Source organism: Pseudarthrobacter sp. Y6 (assembly GCF_050156205.1).
Taxonomy (GTDB): domain Bacteria; phylum Actinomycetota; class Actinomycetes; order Actinomycetales; family Micrococcaceae; genus Arthrobacter.
The window spans coordinates 2615230-2640357 of sequence record NZ_CP189574.1 but is presented as its reverse complement, the minus strand read 5'-3'; the positions used below and the strand labels follow the sequence as shown (position 1 = coordinate 2640357).

Below are 25128 nucleotides of genomic sequence, written 5' to 3'. Positions count from 1 at the left end.
TTCCTCCTTGGGTTCTCTGCGGGTCTTGCGGGTTCTGGGACTCAACCCTCAAGTTCCTTCTCGAAGCAGACTGACGACGGTATGGCCGTGTTGTAGGGCGGATACACTGGAATTTCTCTGTAGCCGATCTTTCGGTAGAGGGCTTCTGCTTCTGGTTGTTTGCCACCGGTTTGAAGAATGACCCGCCTGGCGCCAGCCGCAGCTGCGATTTGCTCCAGTCCGGCCATGAGTTGAGTCGCGGCTCCGAGGCCACGCGCTGCGGGGTCAACGATGACACGCTTGACTTCCCACTCCCCGTCCAGCAGGCGAAGTGCCCCGTGCCCTATCGCGTGCCCGAAGGAGGTAACGACGAGGACATTCGCGACAAAGTCTTCAGCCGGGACGCTTAATGCAGACCTGGCGGCAGCCGGAAGGGTGGGCACTTCCGCCGTGGCGTACCGGGCGAGGAGTTCCTTGTTCAGCAGATCCAGTAATCGGGCAGCACGCGGATCTTCAAAACTAACTTCCTCCAGATTCAGAGCCAACTTCTCAGCCGACACGACACCCTCCTTCAGATAACCGTGGTCGCAATTCCTACTTTGATCATGCATTTTCTGGGCGGCGCTCCTCTATTCCCAGCCGCACTGGAGTCCCCAGCCGGGGACTCCAGTGCGGCGTCACTGTTCTGCTCTGGGGCCGCTCAGTGGCTCAGGCAGACGCCAGCTTCCGGATGCGGGGATGGTTCTCCAGCGCCCACCGCACGGTCTTTGGCGGGCGCCCGAGCAGGGACTCCAGCTGTTCGCTGACTCCGGCGGCGCCGTAGCGTCCGCCGGCGACCAGTCGCGTCAGGGACTTCAGGTGCTCCGCAACGTGTGGATGGGCGGCCAAGGCACTGTCCACGTACTGCTTGTTCCAGGTTTCTACATCTTCGGGAATGTAAGTGACTTGGCGTCCCAGCGCGGCTGCGTAGTCTTCCGCGAACTCGTGCATGTCTTTCAGTTCCGGACCGGTGAGCTCGTAGGACTTCGAGATGTGCGGTGCCGGGTCGAGGAGGATCTTCGTGCATAGTTCCGCGACGTCGTAACCGGCGATGGGCGCGAACCGCTGGGCGCCGAAGGGCAGGCGCAGTTCGCCATTGCCCAGCGGCTCCAGCGCCAGCCAGGTCAGGATGGGGTTCTCTACGAAGATGGCCGCCCGCACGTTGACGGTCGGCACACCGGACCAGTCCAGCACCTGCTCGGCGACCCAGTGGGCCCGATGCTGCGGCGACCAATCCGTGACGAGTCCGCCGAGCCACGAACGCCGTTCTTCGACTGGTGCGGTCATCTTCTCGAACGGCATGAACCACTGCTCGTACTCGGAGATGTTGACGAAGACCTCGATGTCGCCCTGGGCCCGCGCCGCCGCGGCCATCAGACTGACGGCGTCGGTGTAGTACGGCGACAGGCTCATGCTGAAGTAGATGCGTCGGCAGCCCTTCAGTGCGGCTGTCACGTCGGCGATGTTGAGCAGGTCACCGACGAAGACCTCGGCCCCCGCCTGGCGGAGTGATTGCGCGCGTTCGTCGTCCTGTCGCACGAACGCGCGCACCGGGTGCCTTGTTCAAGCAGCATGTTGACCATCGTCCTGCTCACGCCACCGATTTCGCCGGCCGCGCCGGTGATCAGGATGGGATTGCGCTTTGTCATTTGTGTCCTTTTGTCTGGTTGGGGTTGTCTGGTTGTGGTGGGTCAGATGTTCAGAGTGTCCAGGATGTACTTGGCGACCGTCGTGGGCTGCTGGAGGTGGAAGAAGTCCTCCCCGTGGGCGAAGGTGATGAGTAAGATGACAGCCTCCACAAAGACCCAGGGCCCTGTCCCAGCCGAATGATGCCGGAGAGCCGGGGTGGCTCATTAAAAAGGTTGCTGGGAAGCGCGTTAGTTAGCTGGGCAAGTGGTTCAGCTTGCGAATCTGGCTGTCGAAGGCCGATGCAGGGACGTAGCGTCGGAGCATGCTGACCTGCCGGACGCGGGAGCCGGCGGCATATCGGAGCTTGGGCTTGGAATCCTGAGCGGCGGCAACCACTGCGTCGGCAACCACTGATGCTGGATGGCCTTCCTTCATGGCGCCAGCCATGTACTCGGTAAAGATCGCCCGCTGTTTGGCGTAAGTGTCCATGGGCTTGTCGGCCTGCAGGTTGTTGGCTTCAAAATCGGTGTCGGTCCAGGCCGGCTCCACCAGGACTGCGCGGACACCGTGCTCCCGGAGTTCGTGGTCAAGAGATTCCGTGTACCCCTCGATCGCGTGCTTTGAGGCAGAGTATGTGGCCATGTACGGCTGCGGAATGAAGCCGACGATCGAGGAAAGATTCACGATGCGCCCCGATTTCCGGGCGCGCATGTGGGGCAGAACCGCCTTGGTCATCCGCATGACGCCGAACACATTGATGTCGAACACGCGGCGATCCTGGTCAAGCGAGCTTTCTTCGGCTGCCCCCGAGGACCCGATGCCCGCGTTGTTGACCAAGACATCGATCTTTCCGAAACGGTTGATGACCTCTTGGACTGCAGCTGCAACGGAGTCGTCACTGGTGACGTCTAGGTCAACGAATGTCACTCCGGGGACGGGCGTGACGCCTGCCGAGGTGCGGCTGGTCCCGACAACCTCGTATCCCGCTTCCGCCAGGGCGGCAGCTGCCGCCTTCCCGATTCCTGAAGATGCACCCGTAACGAGGGCTACCTGCCGTGCTGTTGTCATCGCCTGCTCCTGCTGCTGGTTGGTGAAAGTTATCACTAGTGTAGCTATTATTAAATGAACTGCAACAGTTCTGTTCTATTTGCTCGGTTAGGTGCGGCTTGACGGTAGCGGTTACGATGGACGGAGGAAGATCGGAGGAACTGTGGCGAGACCCCTAAGGGCTGACGCAGAGAGAAGTGTGCGGGCAATTCTGGAAGCAGCAGAACAAGTGCTGAGCCATGATTCAGGCGCTTCCATGGAGCAGATCGGCGACGCTGCCGGGGTGGCCAGGACCACGGTTCATCGCCGCTTCGCCAACCGCCAGACCCTCATCGACGCCTTGGCGATCTCGGCCATACAACAGCTGGCCGAAGCCATCGAAGAGGGCAGGCCAGATACAGCCCCACCTTTGGTGGCGCTGTACCGGGTAACCGCCAACGTCTTGAAGACCAAGAACGCCTGGAAATTCACCCTCGGCAATCCCACGGCAGACACCAGCGCCGCCGCGTTAATCTGGGAGAGGATCAACACGCGCTGCATGGATCTACTCACCAGGGCACGGCGAGAGGGTCTACTGGACGCGGCCGCAGACCTGGAGTGGACCCGCCAGGTCTACTACGCCCTCATGAGCGAGGCCTTGCAGCGGCCCACCCCAGGATCAGAAGACGCCGACACCGATGCCCTGGCTGAGCTGGTCGTTGACACCCTGCTCCACGGTGCCGGGATGCGGACCCAATGACGACCAGGTCCTCCTCCCATACTTACCGTCGGCAGGGGAAGGTGCCGCAACGTATGGAATTCCAACGTCTCCTAAGGCAAATGGTCATCGTTTGGCGGAAGACAGCTTTGGAAGCCACCCCCACCTGATCTGTTTTCTGCAGTGTCAATGGCCAATAATTTGTGCCCACGGGCGGCCAGCAGAAATGCCCGCTTGAACTCGCCCAGGTGTTCGGTGGTGTTGGCCATGTCGGGGTCTGGGTTTAGTTCATTGGTGTGACTCCTTTCCGGCCAGGGCCTGGCTGAGGCGGATCGATTCCCCTGAGGTCTGGCAGACGTGCGCGTGGTGCAGCAGCCGGTCGACGGTCGCCGTGACGAGGGTTTTGGGCATGAGCTCGTCAAAGCCGGCGGGATGCAAATTTGAGGAAACCGCGATGGACCGTTTCTCATAGGCGGCGTCGACGAGGCGATAGAGGCCCTCGGCCGCGTCCGTTCCGACCGGCAACAGCCCGATATCATCGACCACAATCAAATCCGCGCGCAGGATCCTAGCGACGGCTTTGGTGACGCTGTCATCGGAGCGGTGCGCGCGCATCAGCGCGCCGATGTCCTCGAGGCGGAACCATGCCACCCGCATGCCGGCCTCGACGGCCTGCTGGCCGAGAGCCTCGAGGAAGAACGTCTTGCCCGTGCCGGAGGGGCCGCAGATCACGACGTTCTCCTTCCTTCCGATCCATTCCAGTGTCCGCAGCGCCTGCTGTGTCGGCGCCGGGATCGAGGAGGCGGCGGGGTCCCAGGTGTCGAAGGTCTTCCCGGTCGGGAAGCCCGCGGCCTTGCGTCTGGTGGCGAGCATGGACCGGGACCGGCCGGTGACTTCCTCGGTGAAGAGGGCTTTGATGACCTCGGCCGGTTCCCAGCGCTGGGCGCGGGCGGTCGCGATCAGTTCCGGCGACAAAGCCCGCGCATGGGGCATCTTCAACTGCCGCATCAGCGCCTCCAGCTCCGCCGACAACGCCGGTGCGGTGACCGGGACCGGGCTCATGCGCTTTCCTCCAGAACGGCGGCGGCGCTGGCGGTTGCGGGTGGGCGCCCGATCGCCGCACGTTGAAATGCTGATCTCACCGCTCACGCCCATGACGCCCAATATCGAGGACGGTGTCGTCACGTGGCGGGTCCCGCTCGGAAAGGGCGCCGTTCCCCACGTGTCCCTCGAAGATTGTGGTTTCTATGTTCGCTGGCTTTTCGACAATCAGGAACGGGCGAACGGCATGGACCTCGAAGTCGCTATTGAACACATGACCTATGCCGATATGGCTGCTGCATTCGAGAAGGTCACGGGGCATCCGGCACAGTTCATCGACACGGATCTGGACACGTATTTGGGGTGGCCCACTGAAGGGTGCTGCTGATCTGCCTGCCGGATACAACGCCGATCCCAACGACAAAAGCACCATGAGCTTCCGGGATAACTTCACGGGCTTCTGGAATGTGTGGAAACACGACATCATCACCAGGGATTACGCCCTGCTCGACGAAATCCACCCCAACAGGATCAGGACTGCCGAACAGTGGTTCAGGCGGGAAGACCAGCTGGGCAAAGACCTCGGCAAGGGAAGTCTCTGGGAGAGGGTCCAACCGGAGAACTGGCGCAGCGACTCTCCGATCCTTAAGGGGAGTGCAGATGCGAGGACGGGCACCTTGTAGACCGGTGAGCGGCAATACGAACCCGTCCTCGATCGATCGGTCAAGGCACTGAGAAGGTCCGCCTGTGGGCGCAGGCGGATCTTCCCAGTCAGAAGCCATATCGTTCCTGAAGAGCCACCCAGTAGACAACTGTCGAGTGCGGACTGTTGGGGATCCAGGTTTTTTGGTTTTCGGCGACGGTGCTTGCCAGAGGTAGATAGGGCTCCACGGGCACGGCTCGGCGAGCCTCGCCAGCAGCTAAAGCGACGCCGCCTCCTCCAGTGCGAGTCCTCGAGTTTCGGGTGCCATCCGAAGGCTTACGAGGAAGCCGACCAGTGTGATGCCCGCGGCGATCAGCATCGTCGCTCCGATCCCCAGCTCGGTCAGCGAGAGCGGAACAAGGTAGGTGCCTGCTGCCGCGCCAATCCGGCTCAGCGAGGATGCGAGTCCAACGGCGGTTCCCCGCACCTCGGTCGGAAAGAGTTCGTTGGGGTACACCCATTGCAGGATTTGGGTTCCTCCAATAAAAAGCGCATATCCTGCAAAAAGAATCATTGTGACGGTCGGGGAAGACTGGGGGAAGAGGCCCAATCCCAGCAGGGCAAGGCCCGACCACAAGAAACTGTGGAGGATCACCTTTCTGCGGCCCAGTCGATTGATCAACAGGACGAACACCACGGTTCCCAACAAAAAGAGGACGGTGATGGCAGCGGATCCAAAGTTGGCCCTGGTCCCTCCTAGGCCGAGCGCGTCGAGGATCCTGGGCGCGAAGGCATATATCGCGAACAGCGGAATGATGGAGCAGGTCCAGAAGACGGAAATGAAGAAGATACGGCCGCCGTACCCGGACCGGAACAGGACGCCGGCACTCACGCGATCGCCCGCGGCCGACTCGAAGCTCGCCAGCTTCACGCCTTCGCCGAAGACCCGGGTAACTACGGCTCTCGCTTCTTCCATACGCCCTTTGTTGGCGAGCCATCGCGGTGATTCGGGAGTGCCGTGCCGGAGGATGAGGAAGACCAAAGCCGGGAACGTGGCGCTGGCCAGCATCCACCGCCATCCATCAGGTCCTGTTTGGAGCAGCAGTTCACCCACGATGTAGGCGACTGCGGCACCCACAAACCACATGACGATCAGGCTGCCCACTAGGGGTCCCCGATATCTTCGAGGAGTAAACTCAACGAGCAGCGACGTGGCTATCGGGTAATCGGCGCCCACCGCGATGCCTATCAGGAGCCTGAGCACAAATAATCCAAGCGCGTCCTGAACCCAAAATTGCAGCGCTGAACACAAGACGATTGCGGCGAGGTCAAGAGTGTAAAGCGTTTGCCGTCCGAACTTATCGGTCAGCCATCCGCCGAGGAATCCGCCAAAGAAGATTCCTACGAGCGCGGAGGCGCCGATCAGGCCTTCCCAGTAGACGGTCAACTCCAGTTGTGGAGTCGCTTGGACCAGCGCAACGCCGATGATGCTCAAGACGTAGCCATCAAGGAAGGGACCGCCGGCTGAATAGACGGCCAGCCGCTTATGGAAGCTGTTGAGGGGAAGGTCCTCTACGTTTACTGATGGTGGCATCACCTTGAGTGTCCTACAAAAGTCCGATCCTGACGAGACCGCTCCGGGTGAATGATGCCTACTGGGGGACGAGGCGTTTCTCGAGGCGCTGGCGAGCACTGGCCAAGGACTGCTTGGTCAATTTAGTGGCTGCCTTCACGTCCCTTGCCCGGGCGGCTTCCAAAATGGCGGGCTGTGGGGTCCAAAGACTGGCGTCGTCGTGCTCGATTGCTTCCGTGGCGCCGATGACTTTGTAGGGCCGGCACTGAAGCCAGAGATTTTCTATGACGTCCATCAGGACCGGGTTGCCGCCTGCGGAGTACAGAGTGCGGAGCAGGTCTTCGTCATCATCCAAGGCATCCCACACGCGGCGTTCGGTGACCGCCTTTTGCATTCGGGCGCAGGCAGCCTCCATGCGCGCTACGTCAGCGTCAGTGACGTTGGCAGCTCCGCGGCGGGCGGCCTCAATCTCCAATGTGGCCCGTACTTCGTAGATATGGATCAGTTCATCGACGGTGAATTCACGGACGACTGCCCCCCGGTGGGCCGCCACCCGAGTGGCCAGTCCTGTCTCTTCCAGCCGGCGAATGGCTTCCCTGACCGGCATCACGCTTGTACCGACCATCGCAGCAACGTCCCGGACCCTTAAAGGGGAGCCCCCGGCCAATTCGCCGGTGAGAATCGCGGTGCGCAGGGCCTCGTAGACTTGATCCGCTACAAGGGTGGGTGTGATCGAAAAGGCCGGAAAGGATCCGGGCTGGGCCCCCAACAAGGGCTTCTTGATCTCCTGTTGTTGGGCAGCATCCGCTTTTTTTCCTGGCATGGGAACGATCCTAATGGCGAGCGGCCCTGTTTTGCTCGTATTGCTAGTGTCAATCGTCATGCACACACTCCTAAACATGATCCGAAAATCTCCAGCCTAGCTATTGCGTGATTTGTGATCACATATCTAAACTGGAGTAAAGGCGCCAAGCACGCCATAGAGAAGTCAAGTAAGCAGTAGCGGCACGCACCCAGTGCCATATCACCGACAGAGGCCGGGCCCCAAGGACAATAATTGTCCAAAGCCACTAAGACCAGGAAACCGCAGCCATGAAGAAGCTGACAGCCCCAAGAACCACCCAGCAGCGCCTGCACTACGACGCACTTCCAGCCTTGAAGCAGGAAGCGGCCGACCAGCGCACCTGGACAGGTTGCACCGGTGGAGAGTTTTCGCTGGATTGCCCCTTCTGCTGGAGCCCCGAACCCAGCCGTCAGCGCAACGTGGCTGACGACCTGTGCTGAAACCCTGAGGACCGAATGTCCGAGCGTCACAATCAGCCCACAATTAAGCCGCTTCCCGGAAGCCTCTCCGGAACCCGTGTGGCGGGGATCGTTGATCGCGTTGGAACTCCTGTGTGGATCTACGATGCGGGCACCATCCGTGCACAAGTTGATCAACTTCGAAACTTCGATGTCATCCGATACGCACAAAAGGCAGGATCAAACATCCACATCCTCCGCCTGATGCAGGAGCTGGGTGTACTGGTGGACGCGGTATCTGCTGGCGAGGTCCTAAGGGCCCTGACCGCCGGATACACACCTGGCACGGCTGAGGAGCAGATTATCTTCACGGCGGATCTGCTGGACCGCGAAGCGTTGAAGCTGGTTGCTGAGCGACGGATACCGGTGAACGTAGGTTCACCACAGATGCTGGAACAGCTGGGACCGGCCTCGCCCGGCCACGCTGTGTGGCTCAGAATCAACCCCGGATTCGGGCACGGCCATAGCCGCAAGACGAACACCGGTGGCGATCACAGCAAGCACGGCATCTGGCACGAGCATCTCGCAAAAAGCCTGGACCTCGTCGATCGGCAAGGGTTGAAACTGGTCGGCTTCCATATGCACATTGGCTCCGGCGTCGATTACTCCCATCTCGAGCAGGTGTGCGACGCCATGGTTCAGCAGGTCAAACGGCATGGCCGGGACCTTGAGGCGATATCGGCCGGTGGCGGCCTCTCCATTCCCTATGCTCCGGACGACCCGACCGTGGACACGGAACGGTACTTCAACGTCTGGGACGCCGCGAGACGCGAGATCAGCGACCATTTGGGTCACAGCGTCAGACTCGAAATTGAACCAGGTCGTTTCCTTGTCGCGCAGTCAGGAGTGCTTGCCGCCGAAATAAGGGCGAGCAAGCAGGTTGCCCACAACCACTTTTTGCTGGTCGACGCTGGTTTCAATGACCTTGGCCGCCCGGCCATGTATGGCAGCAGGCATCATGTGACAATCCTCGGTGCCGACGGATCCCCGCGCTCGGGTCCGCTTTCCGACGTCGTGCTCGCCGGGCCGCTCTGCGAGGCCGGTGACGTCTTTACGCAGTCCGAGGCAGGCGAAGTTCAGACCATGAAGCTGCCTGAGGCCGGGCTTGGCGACCTGGCTGTATTCCATGACACCGGCGCCTAAGGCTCCAGCATGTCGTCAAACTACAACTCCCGTCCGCTCATACCGGAGGTCCTCGTCGACGGCGACATTACTACGCTGATACGACGCCGCCAGACGGTTCAGGAACTGATCGGCCTGGAAACGGACGCAGCATGTGAGCTCCGCTGACGAGAAGAGTTTGCCCGAGGCCCGGCAATGCCAGGCTGGAGGCAAGGTGCACATCCCACGGGCCTTCCGCAACACTGGCGCTGGCACGTCCGCGGGGGCGCGTCAGCTCGGGGATCACGCCGTCGCCACCTCGGTGGCTACAATTCCCGCCGGCCCCCGCAACCGCACTGCGCTCGGCGCGTAGCGGATATTCGGGTTCGATAACCTCACAGGGAGTATTCCGGGTGTCGTCACGTGCACGGCGTCCTTGGTGGTTCTCCGGATGAGGAATGCGGGGCGGGCAGCACGCCAAGGACAAACAGGTATCGCCAGCTGAGCTCTGAGGGTGCCGCGGACGGCCTCGCCGGCGAGGACGCATTGATGCGCTGACGTTGGCGGCGCCCCTCGCCGCGGTGCCGCCATCGCCGTCGTCGGCCTTAGGAATGCCGCAACCCGCGTCAGACGGGTGCAGTCACATGGCCAAGGTCCGCGGCTGCCTGGCAGGTGCAGTCGATGAACCGGGCACGGGCGTCCTCTGACTCGGCCCGTTCAAGGGGGACCATGGTGGTGACGACGCCTGCGAGGTGGCCGGCCTCGACAAAGACGGGGGCGCTTACGCCCCAGATGCCCGGAGCGAGGGCGCCCGAGCTCGTTGCATAGCCGACCTCCCTGATCTCAGCGAGGTCGGCACGGATGGTGGCTTCTTCTTCTCGGCCAAGGAGATGCCCCGCAAGAATTGCATCGACTTCATCCTCCGGCACGGCGGACAACATCGCCCGCGCGCTGGCCCCGTGCAAAAGCGGACGCGAGCGTCCGGCGGCATAACTGCAACTGAGGATGTGCTCGCTCTCCACCGATTCGACGCAGAGGGCCTCACCGCTGCTCTGAACCAGGAAGGCAGCCAACTCTCCGGTTTCCCGTGAAAGCTGTTCAAGCCGCTGCCTCACCACCCCTTGTGCCAAGGCTTCATTGCGGTAGTTGTCGGCTAGCCGCACCACCTCCGGCCCCGCTGAATAACGGCCCATAACCTGGTTTTCCACGACGAAGCCGGCCTGCAATAAGGTCTGGAGATGCCGGTAAACAGTGGACAGTGGCAGCCGCAGAAGGCCTGAAATCTGCGAGCTGCTAAGGCTCCGGTGGCGGGCGAACAGCAGCAGGATGGACATCGCCGTCCCGCGTTCGTCACGCCGTTTGGGTGACGCGGTTGAGGCATGATTAGGGGCCGTTGGTTTATGCGTGAGAATACGTTTCTTCATGGGAGAACTTCCGTGGCTGTGTGGAAGGCCGGAGAGAGGGCAGCAGCCGCCGCCTGAGCATGATCAGGCGGCGGCTGCTGGAAGCCGTTCGGAGCGTTGCGAGAGGCCCGACGGCGGTTGGAGGCCGGGTGCGCCATAGCGCACCCGGCCGGTCACGGGATGACCCGGTCAGCGGGGCCTTGGATTTGTTACCGGGCCGTCTACTACTGGGCGAGGTACGGCTGGCGCCATTCGGTGGACGGTGAGAAGTTCTCGTGGATGAACCGGCCGCTGAGCCACCGCTGCAGGGCCAGGCGGGAACCGGCCTTGTCATTGGTGCCGGAGCCGCGGCCACCGCCGAAGGCGACCTGTCCCATGAGGGCGCCGGTGGGCTTGTCGTTGATGTAGGTCATGCCGGCAGCATTGCGGAGCTTGTCCAGTGCCAGGGAGACTGCCCGGCGGTCGTTGGCGAAGATGGACAGGGTCAGGGCGTAGTTGCTGGTCTGGTCCACCAGGTCCAGGACGGACTCCCATTCGTTGTCCTCGTAGACGTAGACCGTCAGGAGGGGACCGAAGAATTCCTCGCTCATGGTGAAGGCGTGGGGATCGGTGGTCTCGAAGATCGTGGGTTCGACGAACCAGCCCTCTTCGGCGTGTACGTTCCCGCCGGCCAGGAGGGTGTGGCTCGGGAGGGCCTTGGCCTTCTCGAGGGCAGCCTCGATCTTGCGCAGCGACGCCTCGTCGATAACTGCTCCGAGGAACGTTTCGTGCTCGGCCACATCGCCCACCCGCAGCGACTTGACGGTCTCGACGAGTTCGTCCTTGATCTGGGTCCAGACGCTGCGCGGGATGTAGGTGCGTGATGCCGCGGAGCACTTCTGGCCCGAGTACTCGAAGCCACTGCGAACCAGGGCAGCGCGCAGGGCGTCCGGGTCGGCGCTGGGGTGTGCTACCACAGCGTTCTTGCCACCGGTTTCGCCTACCAGGCGGGGGAAGGATCGGTACTGGTCGATGTTGTCTCCGGCTTTTTTCCAGAGGCTGCGGAACACGTCCGTGGAACCCGTGAAGGTCAGGCCTGCAAAGTCCGGGTGGCTCATCGCCTGGTCGGAGATCGCACGGCCCGAGCCGTGGACGAGGTTGATCACACCTGGCGGAAGGCCGGCTTCCTCGAACATCCGCATGAGGACGTCATTGCTGAGGGCCGCCTTCTCTGAGGGCTTCCAGACAACGGTGTTTCCCATGAGTGCAGCAGTGGTGGGCAGGTTGCTGGCAATGGCGGTGAAGTTGAACGGCGTGATGGCCAGGACGAAGCCTTCCAGGCCACGCTGGTCCAGTGAGTTGCCTTCGCCCTGCAGGGACTCGGGCTGATCAGCGAAGATCTGCTGGGCAAGGTGGGCGTTGAAGCGGAAGAAATCCGCTACTTCGCTGGCGGCGTCGATCTCTGCCTGGTGGAACGTCTTGGACTGCCCCAGCATGGTGGTGGCCACCAGCTCGTCGCGGTACTTCCCCGCGGCGAGGTTGCCGGCACGCAGGAAGATCGCTGCCCTTTCCCACCAGGGAGTCCGGGACCAGTCGTGCTGGGCGGCCAGGGCTGCGTCGATCGCAGACTGGACTACCGCCTCATCTGCCGTGGGGATGCGGCCCAATACCTGGGAGTGGCGGTGGGGAGAGGTGACGTTGCGCAGCTCCCCGGTCATGGACCGTACTCCGTTGATGACATGGGGAAGGTCGCGGACGCTGGCCGTAACCTCGGCGATCTTCTTCTTGACGTCGGCTGCTTCGGGGGATCCCGGACGGAATTCGCGGGACGGCTCGTTGAAAGGGGTGGGTACCTTGAAGTTTCCAGCAACGCTGACTGATTGAGTGGCCATGATCTGGTTTTCTCCTCTGCGATGTGCCGGGGCAGTATGCCCCGGGTTGGTTATTGGGTTTCCAGTCGGAGCTCCAGCCGGCGCAGGGCGCTGGCGAGGGAGTCCGCGGTGATACCGGTGGTTGCGGCGGTGTCGCCGTCGATGAGTGCCTGGACCAAGGCTGGTTGCGGAGTCCAGAGCGTGTTGTCGTTCTTGGCAAGGGCCTCCGTTGCGCCGATCACCTTGTAGGGCCGGCACTGGAGCCAAAGTTGTTCGATGATGCTGACGAGTACGGGATTGCCCGAGGCCCGGTACAGGGTCCGGAGAACATCCTCATCCAGGTCCAGGGCGTCAATGATGCGGCCTTCCGCGACGGCCTTCTGCATCTTTTCGCAGGAGGTTTCCATCTCCCGTAGGTTCTTGGGGCTAACGTTGGGGGCTCCCTGGGTCGCAGCTTGTACCTCGAGGATTGTCCGTACGTCGTAGATGTGAATCAGTTCGGTGGCAGTGAACGTCCTGACCACCGCACCCTTGTGGGGGATGCGGGTGGCCAGTCTTGCTTCTTCCAGGCGGCGGATTGCCTCCCGGACGGGCATGACGCTGGTGCCTACCATGGCTGCTAGGTCGCGGACCCGAAGGGGTGACCCGGATTCCAAAGTGCCGGTCAGGATGGCGTTCTCCAGGACCTCGTACACCTGGTCAGCCACCAACGTGGGGGTGACTGGTCGGGTCATTGGAAGGCTCATGGAGTACTCCGTTTCTAGCTGGCGGCCGCTAAGCGTGATATTTGATCACAATTCAGCTTACGTCATTCCAGATCAGCCTCCGATGAGGGAGCGAAGGAAGAGCAGCAGGTTGGCTGGTTTCTCAGCCATCCGGCGCATCAGATACGGGTACCACTGCGTGCCGTAGGGAAGGTAAACGCGCACGCGGTATCCCTCCCGGACTAGTTCATCCTGCAGTTTCCTCCGGACGCCATACAGCATCTGGAACTCGAAGGCGCGCTTGTCCAGGCCCAGTTCGGCTGCGGTTTCCTTGACGACACCGATGCAGGTGTCGTCGTGGGTTCCGAAGGCCGGGTCCGGCAGGTGCTGAAGCGCCCAGCGGGAAAGATACTTGTATTGCTCTGTGACCTCGTCTGCATTGCACAGTGCTGCCGATGAGGACTCGTCAAAGGCGCCTTTGACAAGACGGATCCGGGGCTTGATGTCTGTGAAGGACAAGAGGTCCTCGGGCGTTTGGCGCATGTTGGCCTGAATAGCCAGCCGGGTGTTGGGATGGTCCGGCAGGATGCTCTTGTAAATGGCGAGGGTTTCCCGGCCCACCGAGCTGTGTTCCATGTCGACCTCCACGATTGCCCCGTGGGTGGTGGCAGCATTCAGAAGGGCCTTCAGGTTGTTCGCACACTCCTGGGGGTCGATCATGATGCCAAGCTGGGAGAGCTTCACCGAGACGGTTGAGCCCGGGGCCTGGTTTCGAATATTCTCGATGGCGCCCTGGTATTCCTGGGTGGCCGCTTTGGACTGGGCAAGGTGGTGTACCGACTCGCCCAACAGGTCCAGGCTGACATCGATTCCGGCCTTATTAAGGGCTTTGGTGGCAGTCCAGGCTTCGTCCAAGCCGCGGCCCGCGACATACCTGTCCACGATGGGCCGGGTTAGCCGATTGCGTGTGGCAATGGCTTCAAGTTTCTTATTCTCTGCGACATGCAGGAGAAGTCTGTTCGGCATAGGTGCACTTCCTAAGAGTCGCCGCGGTGGGACCGCGGTTCCCGGCTGCTGGCCATTCCCTGGATGCGGGGCCGGGCAGTTAATGTGGCCCAACTCTCTTTCGAGCGCTGTTAGACCACCATAGCTTGTGATCACAAATCACACAATAGATGTCTTTGAACCAAGTTAAAGGTAGTTCCAGGGGTTGAGGACAGTGGCAATTCCGTGCTTAGATCTGTCCTGCCAACGGTGTCGCTTCCATGATGGCCGGCATATTGGGGGCCATTTCACCCGCGCCAGAGCGGGCCCCGGAAACCAATGACCTTCACCTTGGCGTCCGGCCGCCCCCAAAGCAGTCGGCCGGCCGCGCGCATCGTCCTTCGAACATGAACGGAAATTACCCCATGAACAGGATTCCAGCAGATGGCGTGGAACTGCCCGATGACGACGATGTCTGCAGAAACGGCTTCGCAGTAGACGGTTGCTTCTACTGCACAGGGCCGGAAACGGACTAAAGCCGAGGGCGGGCCCAGCCACTACAGTCTGTGGACCGTGGTGATAGCTAAGAGGCACCCCTGGGCTTCGAGCTCCTCGGTGTGTGCGCCCAGGACCAGGGTGGCCAGGTCCGCTAGTTTCCTGCCATCAGACGTGATGGCTGTACCTTCCAGGACGATTGCCGCAACAATGCCGGTGCTGGGATCCAGTGCCAGTTTGCCGTCCAGCCGCTGAACGCTCGTCCGTCCGGTGCAGGAGCCACGACGGGTCATGAGGTTCAAGCCAAGCTGGGGCTCAGGCGAAGCCAGTTCGATTGTTACGGCTACTTCTCCCGTGAATTCAACTTTTTGACCTAGCCGCAAAGTACATTTCACGCCGTCTGCCGACATCGCTAAAGGTCCCTGGCTTGCGAGCGTAAAGACCCGGTCGATTCCGGGGAGGACCGAAAAATCGGCCGTCCGCGTCAGCTCGGCCAGGCTGAGCCGCCACTCGTAGTCCGCGGAGTGCCTGTCCAAAGAGCGTTGGGGGCCGCTCTTGGTACTGACGCTGATTTCCCTCGTGTAGCCTGCGCCGTTGGCCCAGGCGGTTCGGGGGAGGTCAAGGGGGAGGACCACTCTTGGATCCGATGGGCCTGTCATGTGCTTCCTTTGCAGGTAGGGCAGGGCAATTCAGTGGGGTTGGAACAAGTTTACAAACCCGTTACACCAAACTATTGACCAGATATGTGATCACAGATTACATTTTAGGTGTGACACCAACCACATTCGACCACCGTTCCCCGGAGGCCGATCTTCCCGGCACTGAACCGCCAGGGCTAAAGACCATCAGTCGGCGGGTGAAAGCCCGCCGGCACCAGCGCCTCCCGGCGCCCATCTGGAGGATGAGTACCCAGTGACCGACAATCAACCAAACCGCACCCAGGGTGCGGCCGGCACCACCGACGCGCAGAAGGCTCCGCAGCTTCAGCTGAAGGACATCCACAAGGAATTCAACGGGAATATCGTCCTGTCCGATATATCCCTGGAGGTGAAGGCCGGTGAAGTCGTGGCGTTCATCGGTCCTAGCGGCGCCGGCAAGAGCACACTGTTGCGTTGCGTGAACTACCTGGAGACGCCATCGAGCGGTGAGCTGTTGATCGACGGCAGGCCTACGGTGAAGATCGCTTCGAAGCCGACGCGGAACGAGCTGATGAACCTGCGCCGCCAGGTGGGGATGGTTTTCCAGTCCTTCAACCTCTTCCCGCACATCAGTGTGCTCCGCAATGTGGCACTTCCGCAGGAGCGGGTCCTGGGACGTTCCCGCAAGGAAGCCGAGGAACGGGCCATGGAATTACTGACGCGTGTGGGCCTTGGAGACAAGGCGGACGCCCGCCCGAGCAAGTGCAGCGGCGGGCAACAGCAGCGCATTGCGATCGCTAGAGCACTCGCGTTGGACCCCGAGATCATGCTCTTTGATGAACCTACATCCGCCCTCGATCCCGAATTGGGCGGGGAAGTGCTGGCGGTCATGCAGGAACTCGCGGCAACCGGCATGACGATGCTTGTGGTGACTCACGAGATGTCCTTCGCCCGGAGGGTCTCGGACCGCACAGTCTTCATGGCCGACGGGCGGATCGTGGAGCAAGGAGCTCCCGAACAGGTTTTCGGGGCACCCCGCGAGGCCCGGACCAAGAAGTTCCTCGAGGCGGTGCTGGAACGGTGATCGAGGCAATCCCCTTCCTCCTCCAGGGCCTGGGTACAACGGTGATCATCACCTTTGGATCCTTCCTGATCGGTGCATTTTGTGCCATCCCGCTCGCATTGGCCAAGCTCTCAGACATTGCGCCGTTGCGCTGGCTGGCCACTGCCTACATCGAAGTTGTTCGAGGCATTCCACCCATTGCCTGGATGTTGGTACTTTTCTACGGGCTCGGGCGCTACGTCACCCTCCCGCCGCTCCTGGCAGCCTGCCTGGCCCTCGGTGCAGTCTCCACCGCGTACCTTGCGGAAAACTACCGTGCTGGCATCCAGGCTGTTGCCGGCGGGCAGTGGGAGGGCGCCGGAGCCCTTGGCCTTTCAAAAGGCGACACGTTCTGGCGCGTCATCGCACCCCAGGGCATTGGGGTGGCGCTCCCGCCGTCGGCTTCCTACGCGGTGGGGCTGCTCAAGGACTCGGCAGTCGCTTCCGTCATCGGTGTCAGTGACATCGCGTTCCAGGCGCTGACCCTGAACCAGCAGGGCAACCCCGGCCTCCCGATCTTTCTGGCCGCCGGTGTGGTCTACATGATTGTCAGCGTCCCCATGGCTGTCCTTGCACGCAAGGCAGACACCTTCATTCGAACCCGAAGCGCGGTGTGAACATGTTTGAGCAATGGATTCAATGGCTGCCGGGCCTCCTTTCCGGCCTCCAGACCAGCCTTGCAGTAACCGGTCTTAGCCTTCTGCTGGGCCTGCCGCTGGGCCTTGTCTTCGCCTTCGGAATGATCTCCCGTACCCGCATCCTGCGCCAGGTGACCATTCTCATCGTCGAGCTCGGCCGCGGTATTCCGCTGTTGGTCGTCCTGTACGTTGTCTATTTCGGTCTGCCCGACGGCGGCATCGTGCTTGAGTCGTTTGCCGCGGCCGTGGTCGCTATTGCCTTCAACACCGGGGCGTACACCAGCGAGATCTTCCGTGCCGGACTCCTCAGTGTTCCCCGCGGACACATCGAGGCCGCCCAAAGCCTGGGACTGAACTGGACTGACGAAGCACGTTACATCGTTCTGCCTCAGGCGCTCCGCGCGATTGTGCCTCCCCTCATGTCCTACAGCGTCATCGTGTTCCAGGCCACGAGCCTTGGCTACGCGATCGCCCTGCCGGAATTGCTGAACAGCGCCTATCAGATCGGTTCGGTGACCTTTGAATTCCTGAGCGTCTTTATCCTTGCCGGACTCATCTACGCTGCGCTGTCCATCCTCGTATCCCGCTTCGTAGACGCCATCCACAGCAAAACCGCCCACTAACAACAACCCTCATATCTCCAGGAGTATCCCCATGCGCAAGTTCAAGATCACAGCCGTTATGTTTGCAGCGGCCCTGCCGCTGGCAGCCTGCGGCGGCACCCCAAGCACCCCCACCGCAGTGTCGTCCGACTGTAAGCCGGTGGTGTCCGGCGTCGAGACCGCCACGAAGGGCAAGCTCACCATGGCAGTCGCGGAGTACCCGCCGTACGTGTCCATGAAGGGCGGCTCGCTCTCCGGGGTCGACGGCGAAGTCCTCAAAAGGGTAGCAAAAGACCTGTGCCTCGAGCCCGATGCCAAGACATCCAGCTTCACCGCCATCATTGAGTCCGTAAAGAACGGAAGCGTCGATCTGACGGCCGGCAACTGGTACATCAATGAAGAGCGTGGACAGCAGTTCGCCGTCAGTGCGCCCGTCTACCTGGACAAAATGGCCCTGCTGACATCGGACGGCGCCGACACCATAGATGGCGTGTCCGGCGGCACGGTCGGGACCCCGCAGGGATATCTGTGGGTCGGTGACCTCCAGAAGACCTTGGGCACTGACAAGGTCAAGCTCTACGCCACGGAGGACGCTGTCTACCAGGACGTGAAGTCCGGCCGGGCCGGCGCAGGCGTGATGACATACGGTGCTGCCCTGCAGCTCGTCAAGAGCAACAATGACAGCAAGCTGAAGGTCGCTGAACTCAAGCCGGACGAAAGGATCCAGGCTTCCGTAGGCGCGGCACAAACCGCCGTACTGGTGAACAAGACCAAGACCACTTTGCGGGACGCTGTCAACCAAATCGTCGAGAAGATGCGTGAAGACGGATCCCTCAAGAAGGCGCTCGAAGACAACGGACTGCCAGGCACGGCAGCTGATGTGAAGGCTGCCGCCGGCAGCTGATCCGCAGACACTCCCACAAAGGCGGTTGGATCCCTCCGGAGGATCCAACCGCCTTTGCGTTCCGCGGGTGTTAGTGGGAACTCCTTTATGGCGTATTTGGTGGTGCAGGCGGAAGCAGCGCCCGGTATGTCTGGCCCACTGACGGTGGTGGCGCCAAGTCGCCGCCGGTGCCCAGACCGAAAGCCTCAAATAGGGACGCCCGCAACCGCGGCGAGAGCGCTGCGGACATCGGGCCGCCGACCCAGGCAAGGCATGCGTGAGCCATGAGCACCAGCACGATGTCTTCGGCGACGGAGTGGCGGAACCCCGGCTCCTGGGTTTGGGTCCTTCAGCATGGCCTGAACCCGGTTGGCATGCACCGCCACCTTGTCCGCGAAAGCTTCCGAAACCAGCTCCTCGTTTGAGGAGAAACGGCCCGGCAGGGTTGGCTCACCCACCCCGGCACGTTGCGCGGCCTCACGCATAGAGGCATCCAGCCCGTTCTCGGCGAACACTTCGCGCGGCGCACCCAGGATCAGCTCCCTGTCACGTGCCGCGTCGTCCGCAGCCGGATAAGGCAAAATCACTAAAGTGACCGTCTAACCTTGATGGCTTAGTTGGCATGCCAAAGCCGCCGAATGCCTTGGTCCAATCTGAAGGTCCCGCGGCGCAGGGCTGCCAGTACGTGGAGAAGTGGACAGGAGGGTCCAGCCTCAAGGGCACAGGAAAGCACCCGCGCCGAACAGGTCGGCGCGGGTGCTCATCTGTACTTAGGCCATTAGCCCGTGAAGGGCGTCCGCCAGCGTTTGTGCCCCGGTTTCAGCGTCCTCGTCGACCACGTGTTCTTCGGGGGAGTGGGACACCCCGCTCGGGTTCCGGACAAAGATCATGGCTGTTGGGACGTAGGGCGCCAGGACGCCGGCGTCGTGTCCGGCCCCGGTGTCCAGAACAGGAGCCTGCGGCAGGGACAGCTGTAGTTCCTTCTGTAATCCGGGATCGAAATGGACGGTGGGGCTCAGCGACTCCTCGCGCAGCTCTACGGTGCAGCCTTCCTCGGCGGCAATCAGCCGGGCCTGGGCATGGATGGCTTCCACAACGTGCGCTGTTACGGCGTCGTCGGGGTGCCGGACATCCAGCCAGAAGTCCACACGTGAGGCGATGACGTTGGTCCCGCCGGGCACCGGCTGAAGCCGTCCGACGGTCGCCCTGGCGTTGGTTTGGTTGCGAGCGATGTCGCGGATGGCGACCACCATCCTGGAGGCCGACACCATGGGGTCATGCCGGTCGGCCATCAGCGTTGTTCCGGCGTGGTTGCCCTGTCCGTGGACGCTCAGGCGCCAGCGGCCGTGGCCGAGGATGGAGGAAGCAATCGCTATGGGCTGGTCGAGATCGATCAGCCCGCGGCCCTGCTCAACATGCAGTTCAACGAACGCGCCGATTTGGCCTAGGAGCTTTTCATCCCGGCCAACGAAACGCGGATCGAGGCCGTTGGCCTGTGCGATGTCCGCGAAGGTTGAGCCGTCCTGGTCGCGGAGGTTCCGGGCCTTGTCGGGGTCGATCGCGCCGGTCATGAGGCGGGAACCCAGGCAGGCGACGCCGAACCGTGAGCCTTCTTCTTCCGGAAAGACCACCACGGCCAGTGGCCGGGTAGGCGTGGAGATCCGGAATTTGAGGATGTCCACGGCCACCAGGGCGGACGCTACGCCCAGGGGGCCATCAAAAGCGCCGCCTCCGGGCACCGAGTCGAGGTGGCTGCCGGTCACCAGACTGTTGCTGCGGTCTCCGCTGGGTACATCCCACCAGGCCCAGATTGCTCCGTTGAGGTCGGTTTCGACGCTCAGGCCCCGCGTGGTGGCCTGTTCAATGAACCAGTTGCGCAGGTCAAGCTCTGCGGTGGAATACACCGGACGGGTGTAGCCGCCCCTGAACTGATCCGTACCGGTGCCGGCGATCTCAGCCAGGAGGCCGGTGACGGTTGCGGGCAGACCTTGGGTTGAGGTTTCGGTGGCGGCGGTCATGCGTGTGCACCTGCTTCCACGTGGCCGGCCTGGGCTGCCAGCCGGAACTGGTCTGGAACCGAAGCGGTGCCCGTGGCCAGCCCAGCGGCGAGCTGGCCGATCAGCGGCGCGAACTTGGCGCCGTGTCCCGAGCAGGGGGAGAGGATGGTGATGCCGTCGACTCGGTCCAGGATGAAGTCCTCATTGGGGGTGTTCGTGAACAGGCAGGTGGTCTCGGCATACGGTTCCGGAATGAGTCCCGGCATGTACTGCTTCACGTATTCGATGACCCGGCGACGGTTGGCGGGATCAATCTGTCCGTCCTGGTCCGCGGCCGACGGCAGGATCTTGCCGCCGTTGTATTCGGCGACTTTCTGCCCTCGGAAGTCCGCATCGCGGCCGCCCGGCAGGCCATACGCCTGCCAGCCTGCGCGCTTGTGGATGAACGTGGGCCACGGCGATTCCGCCTGGTCCGGCTGATCGGCGTAGGGGAAGTGGTAGGCCTGTTCCTGGCGCACCTGGATCTGCGGAATGGCAGACAGGAACGACGACGGTAGAGACAGTGAGCCCAGGAGCTGTGGAAGCCAGCCGCCGGCTGCGACGATCACGTTGGCGGCGTGCAGGGACCGGCCGTCTTCGGAAGTCAACACGTAGCCGCCGTTGGCTGCCGTGATGGAGGCAACGGCCCAGTTGTTGTGGAGCTGCGCTCCGTGGGCCACCGCTTGGTCCACCATGGAAGCCACGGATTCGTGCGCGTCGATGACGCCGGCGTCGGGGTGCCACAGGACCTGGGTGTCAAAGGCGATCTGGGGCCAGCGCTCCGAGGCTGCTTGGGCGCTCAGAAGCTCATGGTCGATGCCGCGCCCGGCGAGGACCGCGGCGAGGCGTTCCGGCTGGCGGACCTGGCCGTAATCCACGGCGCCCGTCGGGGTGATGAGCTGCTTGCCGCTCAGACGGGCCAGCTCATCCCACCCGGCCTTCGCTTCCTGCACCAGGGCGGTGTAGAAATCCTCGGGGTAGGCGTAGCGGAAGATCCGGGCCGAGCCATGGGAGCTTCCGGCATCGTTCGCGGGGGTTGAACGTTCGAGCAGGGCAACGTCGTGGCCGCGGGCGGCGAGATGCCACGCGGTGGCAGCTCCAGACAGTCCCGCGCCGACAACGGCGTATTCGGTCGATTCCATGAGTGCCTCCTGGGGAATGGGATGGGCTCGATGACTTCGCCCGGGTATACAACCAGTAACTCACCCCTGATAACACTGCGTCCAATATAATTTAACACAGAATTATTAGCGTCAATCGAAAGAATCATCATGGAGCTCCGGCAGCTGCGGTACTTCCTCGTCGTCGCGGACGAACTGCACTTCGGCCGGGCCGCCGAACGCCTGCACATAACCCAGCCGCCACTCACAGTCGCCGTCAGGAAGCTGGAGCGCGAGCTGGGAGTCCAGCTCTTTGACCGGACCACCCGCCGCGTGACGCTGACCGCGGCGGGCCAGGCGTTCAAGGAGCGGATCCAGGCTGCCGTTTCGGACATCGACGACGCGGCCGGGGATGTCGCCGACGTCGCGGCAGGCAAGAGCGGCAAGATCAGGGTGGGATTCGTCAGTTCAGCGAGCTACACCACCGTTCCCGAAGCCATCCGGGCCTTCCGCCAACAGTGCCCGCGCATAGACCTGGTCCTGAATCCGCTCACCAGCGGGGAGCAGATTGAGCAGTTGCTGGACGGGAACCTTGATCTCGGACTCATCCGGGATCCGGGTGACATCCCCGGGCTGAACCTTGAACTGCTGAGCACGGAGGACCTGGTGGTGGTCCTTCCCGACACACACCACCTGGCGGCCGCGAAGGAAATTCGCCCCCAGGATCTCGAGGGGGAACCCATGATCCTTTTTCCCTACCGCCTGATGCCCGGGTTCGTGACGCGGGTCCTCCGACTCTTCGATGCGCTGCGAACACCGCCGATCGTGGTGCAGCAGGCCATCCACCAAGAAACTGTCCTGGGCCTGGTCGCGGCAGGTCTGGGGATATCCGTCCTGCCGGAATCAGTGCAGCGGTTCCAGATGCCGGGGGTCACTACTCGCCGCTTTGCTGGCAGGCCGCAGACGGAACTCCATATGGCCCATGTATTTGGTCATTCGCCGGCCGTAGATGACTTCATCCTGTGCCTCAAGGGAGAAATTCCGACATAAGCCTTGTGTGATCACATATCCCAGAAGTATCCTGAGCGGACTTCTAAGTTGGCCGCCGTTCCGGGCTGCCGACGCTTCCCAAATACAGAGGAAGTCCCATGCTCCAGCCAGTCGCCGTCGTCGAACGTTTGTGCATCCAGGCTGCGCAGGAAGCCGGCGCTGCTGAGGCCGCTGCGGCGGCGCTGGCCGATGCCATCATCCACGCGGAGCTGCGTGGCCGCAGCTCCGTCGGTGTTTCGCACCTCTTCGACTACCTTGCCGGGCTGGAATCAGGTGCCATCAACGGGGCGGCGGTGCCGCTCATCTCAGTCCGGGGCGGAATCATCGCCTGCGATGCCGGCAAAGGCATCCCTCACACCGGGTTTCTCGAGGCTGTCGACACAATCCTGGATGTGGCCGGCACCCATGGCTGCGCCGTCTTCCTGCAGAACAATTCGTACACTTGCGGTGAGCTCGGCTATTTCACGGACCGCCTGGCCGAAGCCGGACTGGTCTCTCTTGCCGCGGCAAATTCCCCCGCCCTGATGGCAGTGGGTTCCAGCGGGCGACGGGTTCTGGGGACAAACCCGATATCTTTCGCCGCCCCCACCGGTGCCCAGCAGCCTTTCCTCATCGACCAGGCATCAACTGAGACAGCATTCGTAGCCGTCCGCGAGGCGGCGGCGGCCGGAAGGGCAATACCAGCCGGGTGGGCTGTCGATTCCCAGGGTGAGCCGACCACAGATTCCCGTGCCGCCGTCGAAGGTTCCCTTTTGCCCTACGGAGACCACAAAGGCGCCAACATGGCGCTCGTAGCAGAGGTGCTGGCCGGACTGGCAGGCGGACTCTGGTCGGTCGATGCGCCGTCATTCACCGAAGGAAGTGCAAGCCCCGAAATTGGCATGACTGTCCTGGCCATTAATCCGCGCTTCGCCGATGCGGCTTTCCCGCTAAGGCTTGGCGCACATTTGGACCGGCTATCCCGGGACTACCAGGTACGGATCCCGGGACGGCGCCCGGAGGGCACAGCAGGCAAAGGCGAATTGGAGATCGACAGCGGGCTGTTCGAGAAACTTCAGTCCGCCGCGCAGAAAAACACGAACAGAAAGTCGGGACAAGCATGAACGACATACACAATGTCGTGGTGGTCGGGGCGGGACCGGCGGGGCTGGGACTCGCATACGATCTCCGCGACCTGGATCTGGACATTCAGGTACTGGAAGCCGACGACGACATTGGCGGACGGACGCGGAGCCTCCAACTCGCCGGCGCCACTGTCAACACGGGTGCCATGTTCATCTACCGCGGAACGCGCGCCGAAGCGCTGGCGAAGGAACTGGGACAGGATACCTTGCCGTTCCATCCGGCTACCTATGGTGTGCATATCGACGGCGTTACCTCCGTTGCGGGTTCCACCGCCGAAGTCGTCGAACGCCTACCGTTGCCTCTTGAGTCCAAGGACGCGCTGGTCGATTTCATGGAAGGACTGGAGAGTGAGTACAGGGCAAATGTGTCGGGCGGAACCATCACCGCCAAGGCCGCGGGCCTGGAGCATGAAACCGTTGCCGCCAGGCTGGAAGGGCTCCCAGGGCCTGCCCGGAGCATCATTGAATCAGCGGTCCGGGGCGGTGCGGTGGGGGATGCGGCCCAACTGTCGGCCAAGTATGCTCTCCGCTATCTCGCTAGCTACATCGCCCACGAATGCGACAACCGCCTCTACCCGGTGAACGGCATGCAGGCCCTTCCGCGCGCCCTCGCCGCCAATGCCGGCGCCCGGACCTCCATTGCTACAGGCATGCGCGTCCACAGTGTGCGGCTACGGGATGATCTGGTTGAAGTTACTGCCGGTGACGGAGAGCGGCAGCGGGTGTTTCTCGCCCGCCACGTTGTGGTGACGGTGCCCGCTCCGCAGGTGGCAGGCCTGTGCCACGACCTGCCCCGCTGGAAGGTTGAGGCCCTGAGGGCGGCCGAGACGCCGGGCAGCACGACGCTCACCATTGCCGCCAACATAGAGGGCCTGCCGAAGTTCGCGGACTGGTCCTTCGTTTCGACTGTGGGTAAGAAGTTTGACGCCATCATCAATCCGCAGCCCGGAGTTCTGCCGGCCGACGGAATCGTCAGGTTCACGTGCTACGGAAACTCGGCAGGATTCGTCCCGGGAATCGAAAGCGACGAACAGCAGATACAGCGGTGGATCGAAGATTTCCTCGAGGTCGCGCCGGAGCTCCAAGGCCGGATTGTCGGGTCAGTGGCCACCACCTGGGAGCACTGCTTCTCCGTGCTGTCCCCGAAGCGAAACGACGCTTTGCCCGAGCTCCAACGCAGTATCGGCAATCTGCATTTCGCGGGGGACTACACTTCGGAGACGGCAGGTTCGCATGGTGCGTACGGGGAAGCCAGTCGTGTGGCGCAGGTGTTGCGAGAAGCCTTCGGGGAAGGGCCCACAAGCCCGTCCCACCGGGGACTATTAGCGTCTGGCTAATAGATGCATGCCCAGCAGTTGGCAGGAGAAGCGCAGCCCTCCGGGGACTGCGCTTCCTGTGTTTAGGGGGCTCCCTGCAGCTTCAAACTCTCCCAAAAAGATGCGCGAAAAGGGTGGTTGTGATCACATAT

27 protein-coding genes and 1 pseudogene are annotated in these 25128 nt (G+C 62.3%); 14 read left to right on the top strand and 14 right to left on the bottom strand.

What is annotated here, in order from left to right; genetic code table 11:
• Positions 1-41: 41 nt before the first annotated feature.
• From ACQCSW_RS12685 to ACQCSW_RS12675, 3 genes are all read right to left on the bottom strand, one after another.
• Positions 42-539: a GNAT family N-acetyltransferase gene (locus ACQCSW_RS12685; RefSeq protein ID WP_354167870.1), complete on the bottom strand. Its 498-nt coding sequence runs from the start codon at positions 537-539 to the stop codon at positions 42-44.
• A gap of 148 nt (positions 540-687) precedes the next feature.
• Positions 688-1569 (bottom strand): NAD(P)H-binding protein, encoded by an 882-nt coding sequence (locus ACQCSW_RS12680; protein WP_354167867.1) that lies wholly within the window; start codon positions 1567-1569, stop codon positions 688-690.
• Between the two features lie 330 nt (positions 1570-1899).
• Positions 1900-2715, bottom strand: coding sequence for an oxidoreductase (locus ACQCSW_RS12675; protein ID WP_426986374.1), 816 nt, complete (start codon positions 2713-2715; stop codon positions 1900-1902).
• 178 nt (positions 2716-2893) lie between these two features.
• On the opposite strand from ACQCSW_RS12675, the gene ACQCSW_RS12670 reads away from it, so the two are divergent.
• A complete protein-coding gene (locus tag ACQCSW_RS12670; protein WP_426986372.1) occupies positions 2894-3433 on the top strand; it encodes a TetR/AcrR family transcriptional regulator in 540 nt (179 codons plus the stop codon).
• A 246-nt stretch (positions 3434-3679) separates the two neighbouring features.
• Here the strand turns inward: ACQCSW_RS12670 and istB are convergent, their stop codons facing one another.
• Positions 3680-4453, bottom strand: a complete 774-nt coding sequence (gene istB, locus ACQCSW_RS12665; RefSeq protein ID WP_426986370.1) for an IS21-like element helper ATPase IstB — start codon at positions 4451-4453, stop codon at positions 3680-3682.
• Between istB and ACQCSW_RS12660 the strand changes: the two genes are divergently transcribed.
• Positions 4452-4820, top strand: a complete 369-nt coding sequence (locus tag ACQCSW_RS12660; RefSeq protein ID WP_426986368.1) for an NmrA family NAD(P)-binding protein — start codon at positions 4452-4454, stop codon at positions 4818-4820. The two genes, istB and ACQCSW_RS12660, sit on opposite strands and share 2 nt — an antisense overlap.
• 43 nt (positions 4821-4863) lie before the next feature.
• Complete coding sequence (locus tag ACQCSW_RS12655; RefSeq protein ID WP_426986366.1) at positions 4864-5115, top strand: hypothetical protein; 252 nt, start codon at positions 4864-4866, stop codon at positions 5113-5115.
• Between the two features lie 237 nt (positions 5116-5352).
• On the opposite strand, the gene ACQCSW_RS12650 is transcribed toward ACQCSW_RS12655, so the two are convergent.
• Complete coding sequence (locus ACQCSW_RS12650; protein ID WP_426986364.1) at positions 5353-6669, bottom strand: MFS transporter; 1317 nt, start codon at positions 6667-6669, stop codon at positions 5353-5355.
• Between the two features lie 58 nt (positions 6670-6727).
• A complete protein-coding gene (locus ACQCSW_RS12645; RefSeq protein WP_426986362.1) occupies positions 6728-7531 on the bottom strand; it encodes a GntR family transcriptional regulator in 804 nt (267 codons plus the stop codon).
• 209 nt (positions 7532-7740) lie between these two features.
• On the opposite strand from ACQCSW_RS12645, the gene ACQCSW_RS12640 reads away from it, so the two are divergent.
• From ACQCSW_RS12640 to ACQCSW_RS12630, 3 genes are all read left to right on the top strand, one after another.
• Complete coding sequence (locus ACQCSW_RS12640) at positions 7741-7932, top strand: hypothetical protein (RefSeq protein WP_111907055.1); 192 nt, start codon at positions 7741-7743, stop codon at positions 7930-7932.
• A gap of 78 nt (positions 7933-8010) precedes the next feature.
• On the top strand, positions 8011-9093 hold the full coding sequence (gene lysA / locus ACQCSW_RS12635; RefSeq protein ID WP_426986360.1) for a diaminopimelate decarboxylase: 1083 nt from the start codon (positions 8011-8013) through the stop codon (positions 9091-9093).
• 9 nt (positions 9094-9102) lie between these two features.
• Entirely contained in the window at positions 9103-9240 is a 138-nt protein-coding gene (locus ACQCSW_RS12630) for a hypothetical protein (RefSeq protein WP_354167405.1), read from the top strand.
• 106 nt (positions 9241-9346) lie between these two features.
• On the opposite strand, the pseudogene ACQCSW_RS12625 reads toward ACQCSW_RS12630, so the two are convergent.
• From ACQCSW_RS12625 to ACQCSW_RS12600, 6 genes and pseudogenes are all read right to left on the bottom strand, one after another.
• A pseudogene (locus tag ACQCSW_RS12625) lies at positions 9347-9598 on the bottom strand (hydantoinase B/oxoprolinase family protein); the annotation flags it as partial.
• 79 nt (positions 9599-9677) lie between these two features.
• Positions 9678-10475 carry an IclR family transcriptional regulator gene (locus tag ACQCSW_RS12620; protein ID WP_354167387.1) on the bottom strand — a complete coding sequence of 266 codons (798 nt, stop codon included), beginning with the start codon at positions 10473-10475 and terminating at the stop codon, positions 9678-9680.
• 203 nt (positions 10476-10678) lie between these two features.
• Positions 10679-12325 (bottom strand): L-glutamate gamma-semialdehyde dehydrogenase, encoded by a 1647-nt coding sequence (gene pruA / locus ACQCSW_RS12615; protein ID WP_426986358.1) that lies wholly within the window; start codon positions 12323-12325, stop codon positions 10679-10681.
• A 50-nt stretch (positions 12326-12375) separates the two neighbouring features.
• Positions 12376-13050 carry a GntR family transcriptional regulator gene (locus tag ACQCSW_RS12610; protein WP_426986356.1) on the bottom strand — a complete coding sequence of 225 codons (675 nt, stop codon included), beginning with the start codon at positions 13048-13050 and terminating at the stop codon, positions 12376-12378.
• Between the two features lie 72 nt (positions 13051-13122).
• Positions 13123-14034, bottom strand: coding sequence for a proline dehydrogenase family protein (locus ACQCSW_RS12605; protein WP_426986354.1), 912 nt, complete (start codon positions 14032-14034; stop codon positions 13123-13125).
• 515 nt (positions 14035-14549) lie between these two features.
• The gene (locus ACQCSW_RS12600) at positions 14550-15146 is read right to left on the bottom strand and encodes a HutD/Ves family protein (protein WP_426986352.1); all 597 of its coding nucleotides are present in this window, start codon (positions 15144-15146) and stop codon (positions 14550-14552) included.
• Between the two features lie 253 nt (positions 15147-15399).
• Here ACQCSW_RS12600 and ACQCSW_RS12595 point away from each other — a divergent pair, with 253 nt between their 5' ends.
• The 5 genes from ACQCSW_RS12595 (at position 15400) to ACQCSW_RS12575 (ending at position 18775) form a co-directional block, all read left to right on the top strand.
• Positions 15400-16209, top strand: coding sequence for an amino acid ABC transporter ATP-binding protein (locus ACQCSW_RS12595; RefSeq protein ID WP_426986350.1), 810 nt, complete (start codon positions 15400-15402; stop codon positions 16207-16209).
• Positions 16206-16844, top strand: coding sequence for an amino acid ABC transporter permease (locus ACQCSW_RS12590; RefSeq protein WP_354167372.1), 639 nt, complete (start codon positions 16206-16208; stop codon positions 16842-16844). Before ACQCSW_RS12595 ends, ACQCSW_RS12590 begins: the two co-directional genes overlap by 4 nt.
• 2 nt (positions 16845-16846) lie before the next feature.
• On the top strand, positions 16847-17488 hold the full coding sequence (locus tag ACQCSW_RS12585) for an amino acid ABC transporter permease (RefSeq protein ID WP_354167370.1): 642 nt from the start codon (positions 16847-16849) through the stop codon (positions 17486-17488).
• 31 nt (positions 17489-17519) lie between these two features.
• Positions 17520-18371, top strand: coding sequence for an ABC transporter substrate-binding protein (locus ACQCSW_RS12580; protein WP_354167367.1), 852 nt, complete (start codon positions 17520-17522; stop codon positions 18369-18371).
• Positions 18372-18634: 263 nt separating this feature from the next.
• Positions 18635-18775, top strand: a complete 141-nt coding sequence (locus ACQCSW_RS12575) for a hypothetical protein (RefSeq protein WP_354167403.1) — start codon at positions 18635-18637, stop codon at positions 18773-18775.
• Positions 18776-19120: 345 nt separating this feature from the next.
• Here ACQCSW_RS12575 and ACQCSW_RS12570 read toward each other — a convergent pair whose 3' ends face one another.
• Entirely contained in the window at positions 19121-20368 is a 1248-nt protein-coding gene (locus ACQCSW_RS12570) for an allantoate amidohydrolase (protein ID WP_426986347.1), read from the bottom strand.
• Complete coding sequence (locus ACQCSW_RS12565) at positions 20365-21528, bottom strand: FAD-dependent oxidoreductase (protein ID WP_160670296.1); 1164 nt, start codon at positions 21526-21528, stop codon at positions 20365-20367. Before ACQCSW_RS12565 ends, ACQCSW_RS12570 begins: the two co-directional genes overlap by 4 nt.
• A 129-nt stretch (positions 21529-21657) precedes the next feature.
• Between ACQCSW_RS12565 and ACQCSW_RS12560 the strand changes: the two genes are divergently transcribed.
• The 3 genes from ACQCSW_RS12560 to ACQCSW_RS12550 all read left to right on the top strand — a co-directional run bounded on the left by ACQCSW_RS12560 (position 21658) and on the right by ACQCSW_RS12550 (position 24997).
• Complete coding sequence (locus ACQCSW_RS12560; RefSeq protein ID WP_354167358.1) at positions 21658-22536, top strand: LysR family transcriptional regulator; 879 nt, start codon at positions 21658-21660, stop codon at positions 22534-22536.
• A 98-nt stretch (positions 22537-22634) separates the two neighbouring features.
• Entirely contained in the window at positions 22635-23639 is a 1005-nt protein-coding gene (locus tag ACQCSW_RS12555) for an Ldh family oxidoreductase (protein ID WP_354167355.1), read from the top strand.
• Positions 23636-24997, top strand: a complete 1362-nt coding sequence (locus ACQCSW_RS12550; RefSeq protein WP_354167353.1) for an NAD(P)/FAD-dependent oxidoreductase — start codon at positions 23636-23638, stop codon at positions 24995-24997. The genes ACQCSW_RS12555 and ACQCSW_RS12550 overlap by 4 nt, the downstream gene beginning before the upstream one ends.
• Positions 24998-25128 lie beyond the last annotated feature (131 nt).

Excerpts from the sequence above, each read along its gene's own strand:
- ACQCSW_RS12675 (WP_426986374.1), bottom strand. The coding sequence starts at position 2,715 with ATGACAACAGCACGGCAGGTAGCCCTCGTTACGGGTGCATCTTCAGGA.
- ACQCSW_RS12660 (WP_426986368.1), top strand. The coding sequence starts at position 4,452 with ATGCGCTTTCCTCCAGAACGGCGGCGGCGCTGGCGGTTGCGGGTGGGC.
- istB (WP_426986370.1), bottom strand. The coding sequence starts at position 4,453 with ATGAGCCCGGTCCCGGTCACCGCACCGGCGTTGTCGGCGGAGCTGGAG.
- ACQCSW_RS12655 (WP_426986366.1), top strand. The coding sequence starts at position 4,864 with ATGAGCTTCCGGGATAACTTCACGGGCTTCTGGAATGTGTGGAAACAC.
- ACQCSW_RS12650 (WP_426986364.1), bottom strand. The coding sequence starts at position 6,669 with ATGCCACCATCAGTAAACGTAGAGGACCTTCCCCTCAACAGCTTCCAT.
- ACQCSW_RS12645 (WP_426986362.1), bottom strand. The coding sequence starts at position 7,531 with ATGACGATTGACACTAGCAATACGAGCAAAACAGGGCCGCTCGCCATT.
- ACQCSW_RS12640 (WP_111907055.1), top strand. The coding sequence starts at position 7,741 with ATGAAGAAGCTGACAGCCCCAAGAACCACCCAGCAGCGCCTGCACTAC.
- ACQCSW_RS12630 (WP_354167405.1), top strand. The coding sequence starts at position 9,103 with ATGTCGTCAAACTACAACTCCCGTCCGCTCATACCGGAGGTCCTCGTC.
- ACQCSW_RS12620 (WP_354167387.1), bottom strand. The coding sequence starts at position 10,475 with ATGAAGAAACGTATTCTCACGCATAAACCAACGGCCCCTAATCATGCC.
- pruA (WP_426986358.1), bottom strand. The coding sequence starts at position 12,325 with ATGGCCACTCAATCAGTCAGCGTTGCTGGAAACTTCAAGGTACCCACC.
- ACQCSW_RS12610 (WP_426986356.1), bottom strand. The coding sequence starts at position 13,050 with ATGAGCCTTCCAATGACCCGACCAGTCACCCCCACGTTGGTGGCTGAC.
- ACQCSW_RS12605 (WP_426986354.1), bottom strand. The coding sequence starts at position 14,034 with ATGCCGAACAGACTTCTCCTGCATGTCGCAGAGAATAAGAAACTTGAA.
- ACQCSW_RS12600 (WP_426986352.1), bottom strand. The coding sequence starts at position 15,146 with ATGACAGGCCCATCGGATCCAAGAGTGGTCCTCCCCCTTGACCTCCCC.
- ACQCSW_RS12585 (WP_354167370.1), top strand. The coding sequence starts at position 16,847 with ATGTTTGAGCAATGGATTCAATGGCTGCCGGGCCTCCTTTCCGGCCTC.
- ACQCSW_RS12580 (WP_354167367.1), top strand. The coding sequence starts at position 17,520 with ATGCGCAAGTTCAAGATCACAGCCGTTATGTTTGCAGCGGCCCTGCCG.
- ACQCSW_RS12575 (WP_354167403.1), top strand. The coding sequence starts at position 18,635 with ATGAGCACCAGCACGATGTCTTCGGCGACGGAGTGGCGGAACCCCGGC.
- ACQCSW_RS12570 (WP_426986347.1), bottom strand. The coding sequence starts at position 20,368 with ATGACCGCCGCCACCGAAACCTCAACCCAAGGTCTGCCCGCAACCGTC.
- ACQCSW_RS12565 (WP_160670296.1), bottom strand. The coding sequence starts at position 21,528 with ATGGAATCGACCGAATACGCCGTTGTCGGCGCGGGACTGTCTGGAGCT.
- ACQCSW_RS12560 (WP_354167358.1), top strand. The coding sequence starts at position 21,658 with ATGGAGCTCCGGCAGCTGCGGTACTTCCTCGTCGTCGCGGACGAACTG.
- ACQCSW_RS12555 (WP_354167355.1), top strand. The coding sequence starts at position 22,635 with ATGCTCCAGCCAGTCGCCGTCGTCGAACGTTTGTGCATCCAGGCTGCG.
- ACQCSW_RS12550 (WP_354167353.1), top strand. The coding sequence starts at position 23,636 with ATGAACGACATACACAATGTCGTGGTGGTCGGGGCGGGACCGGCGGGG.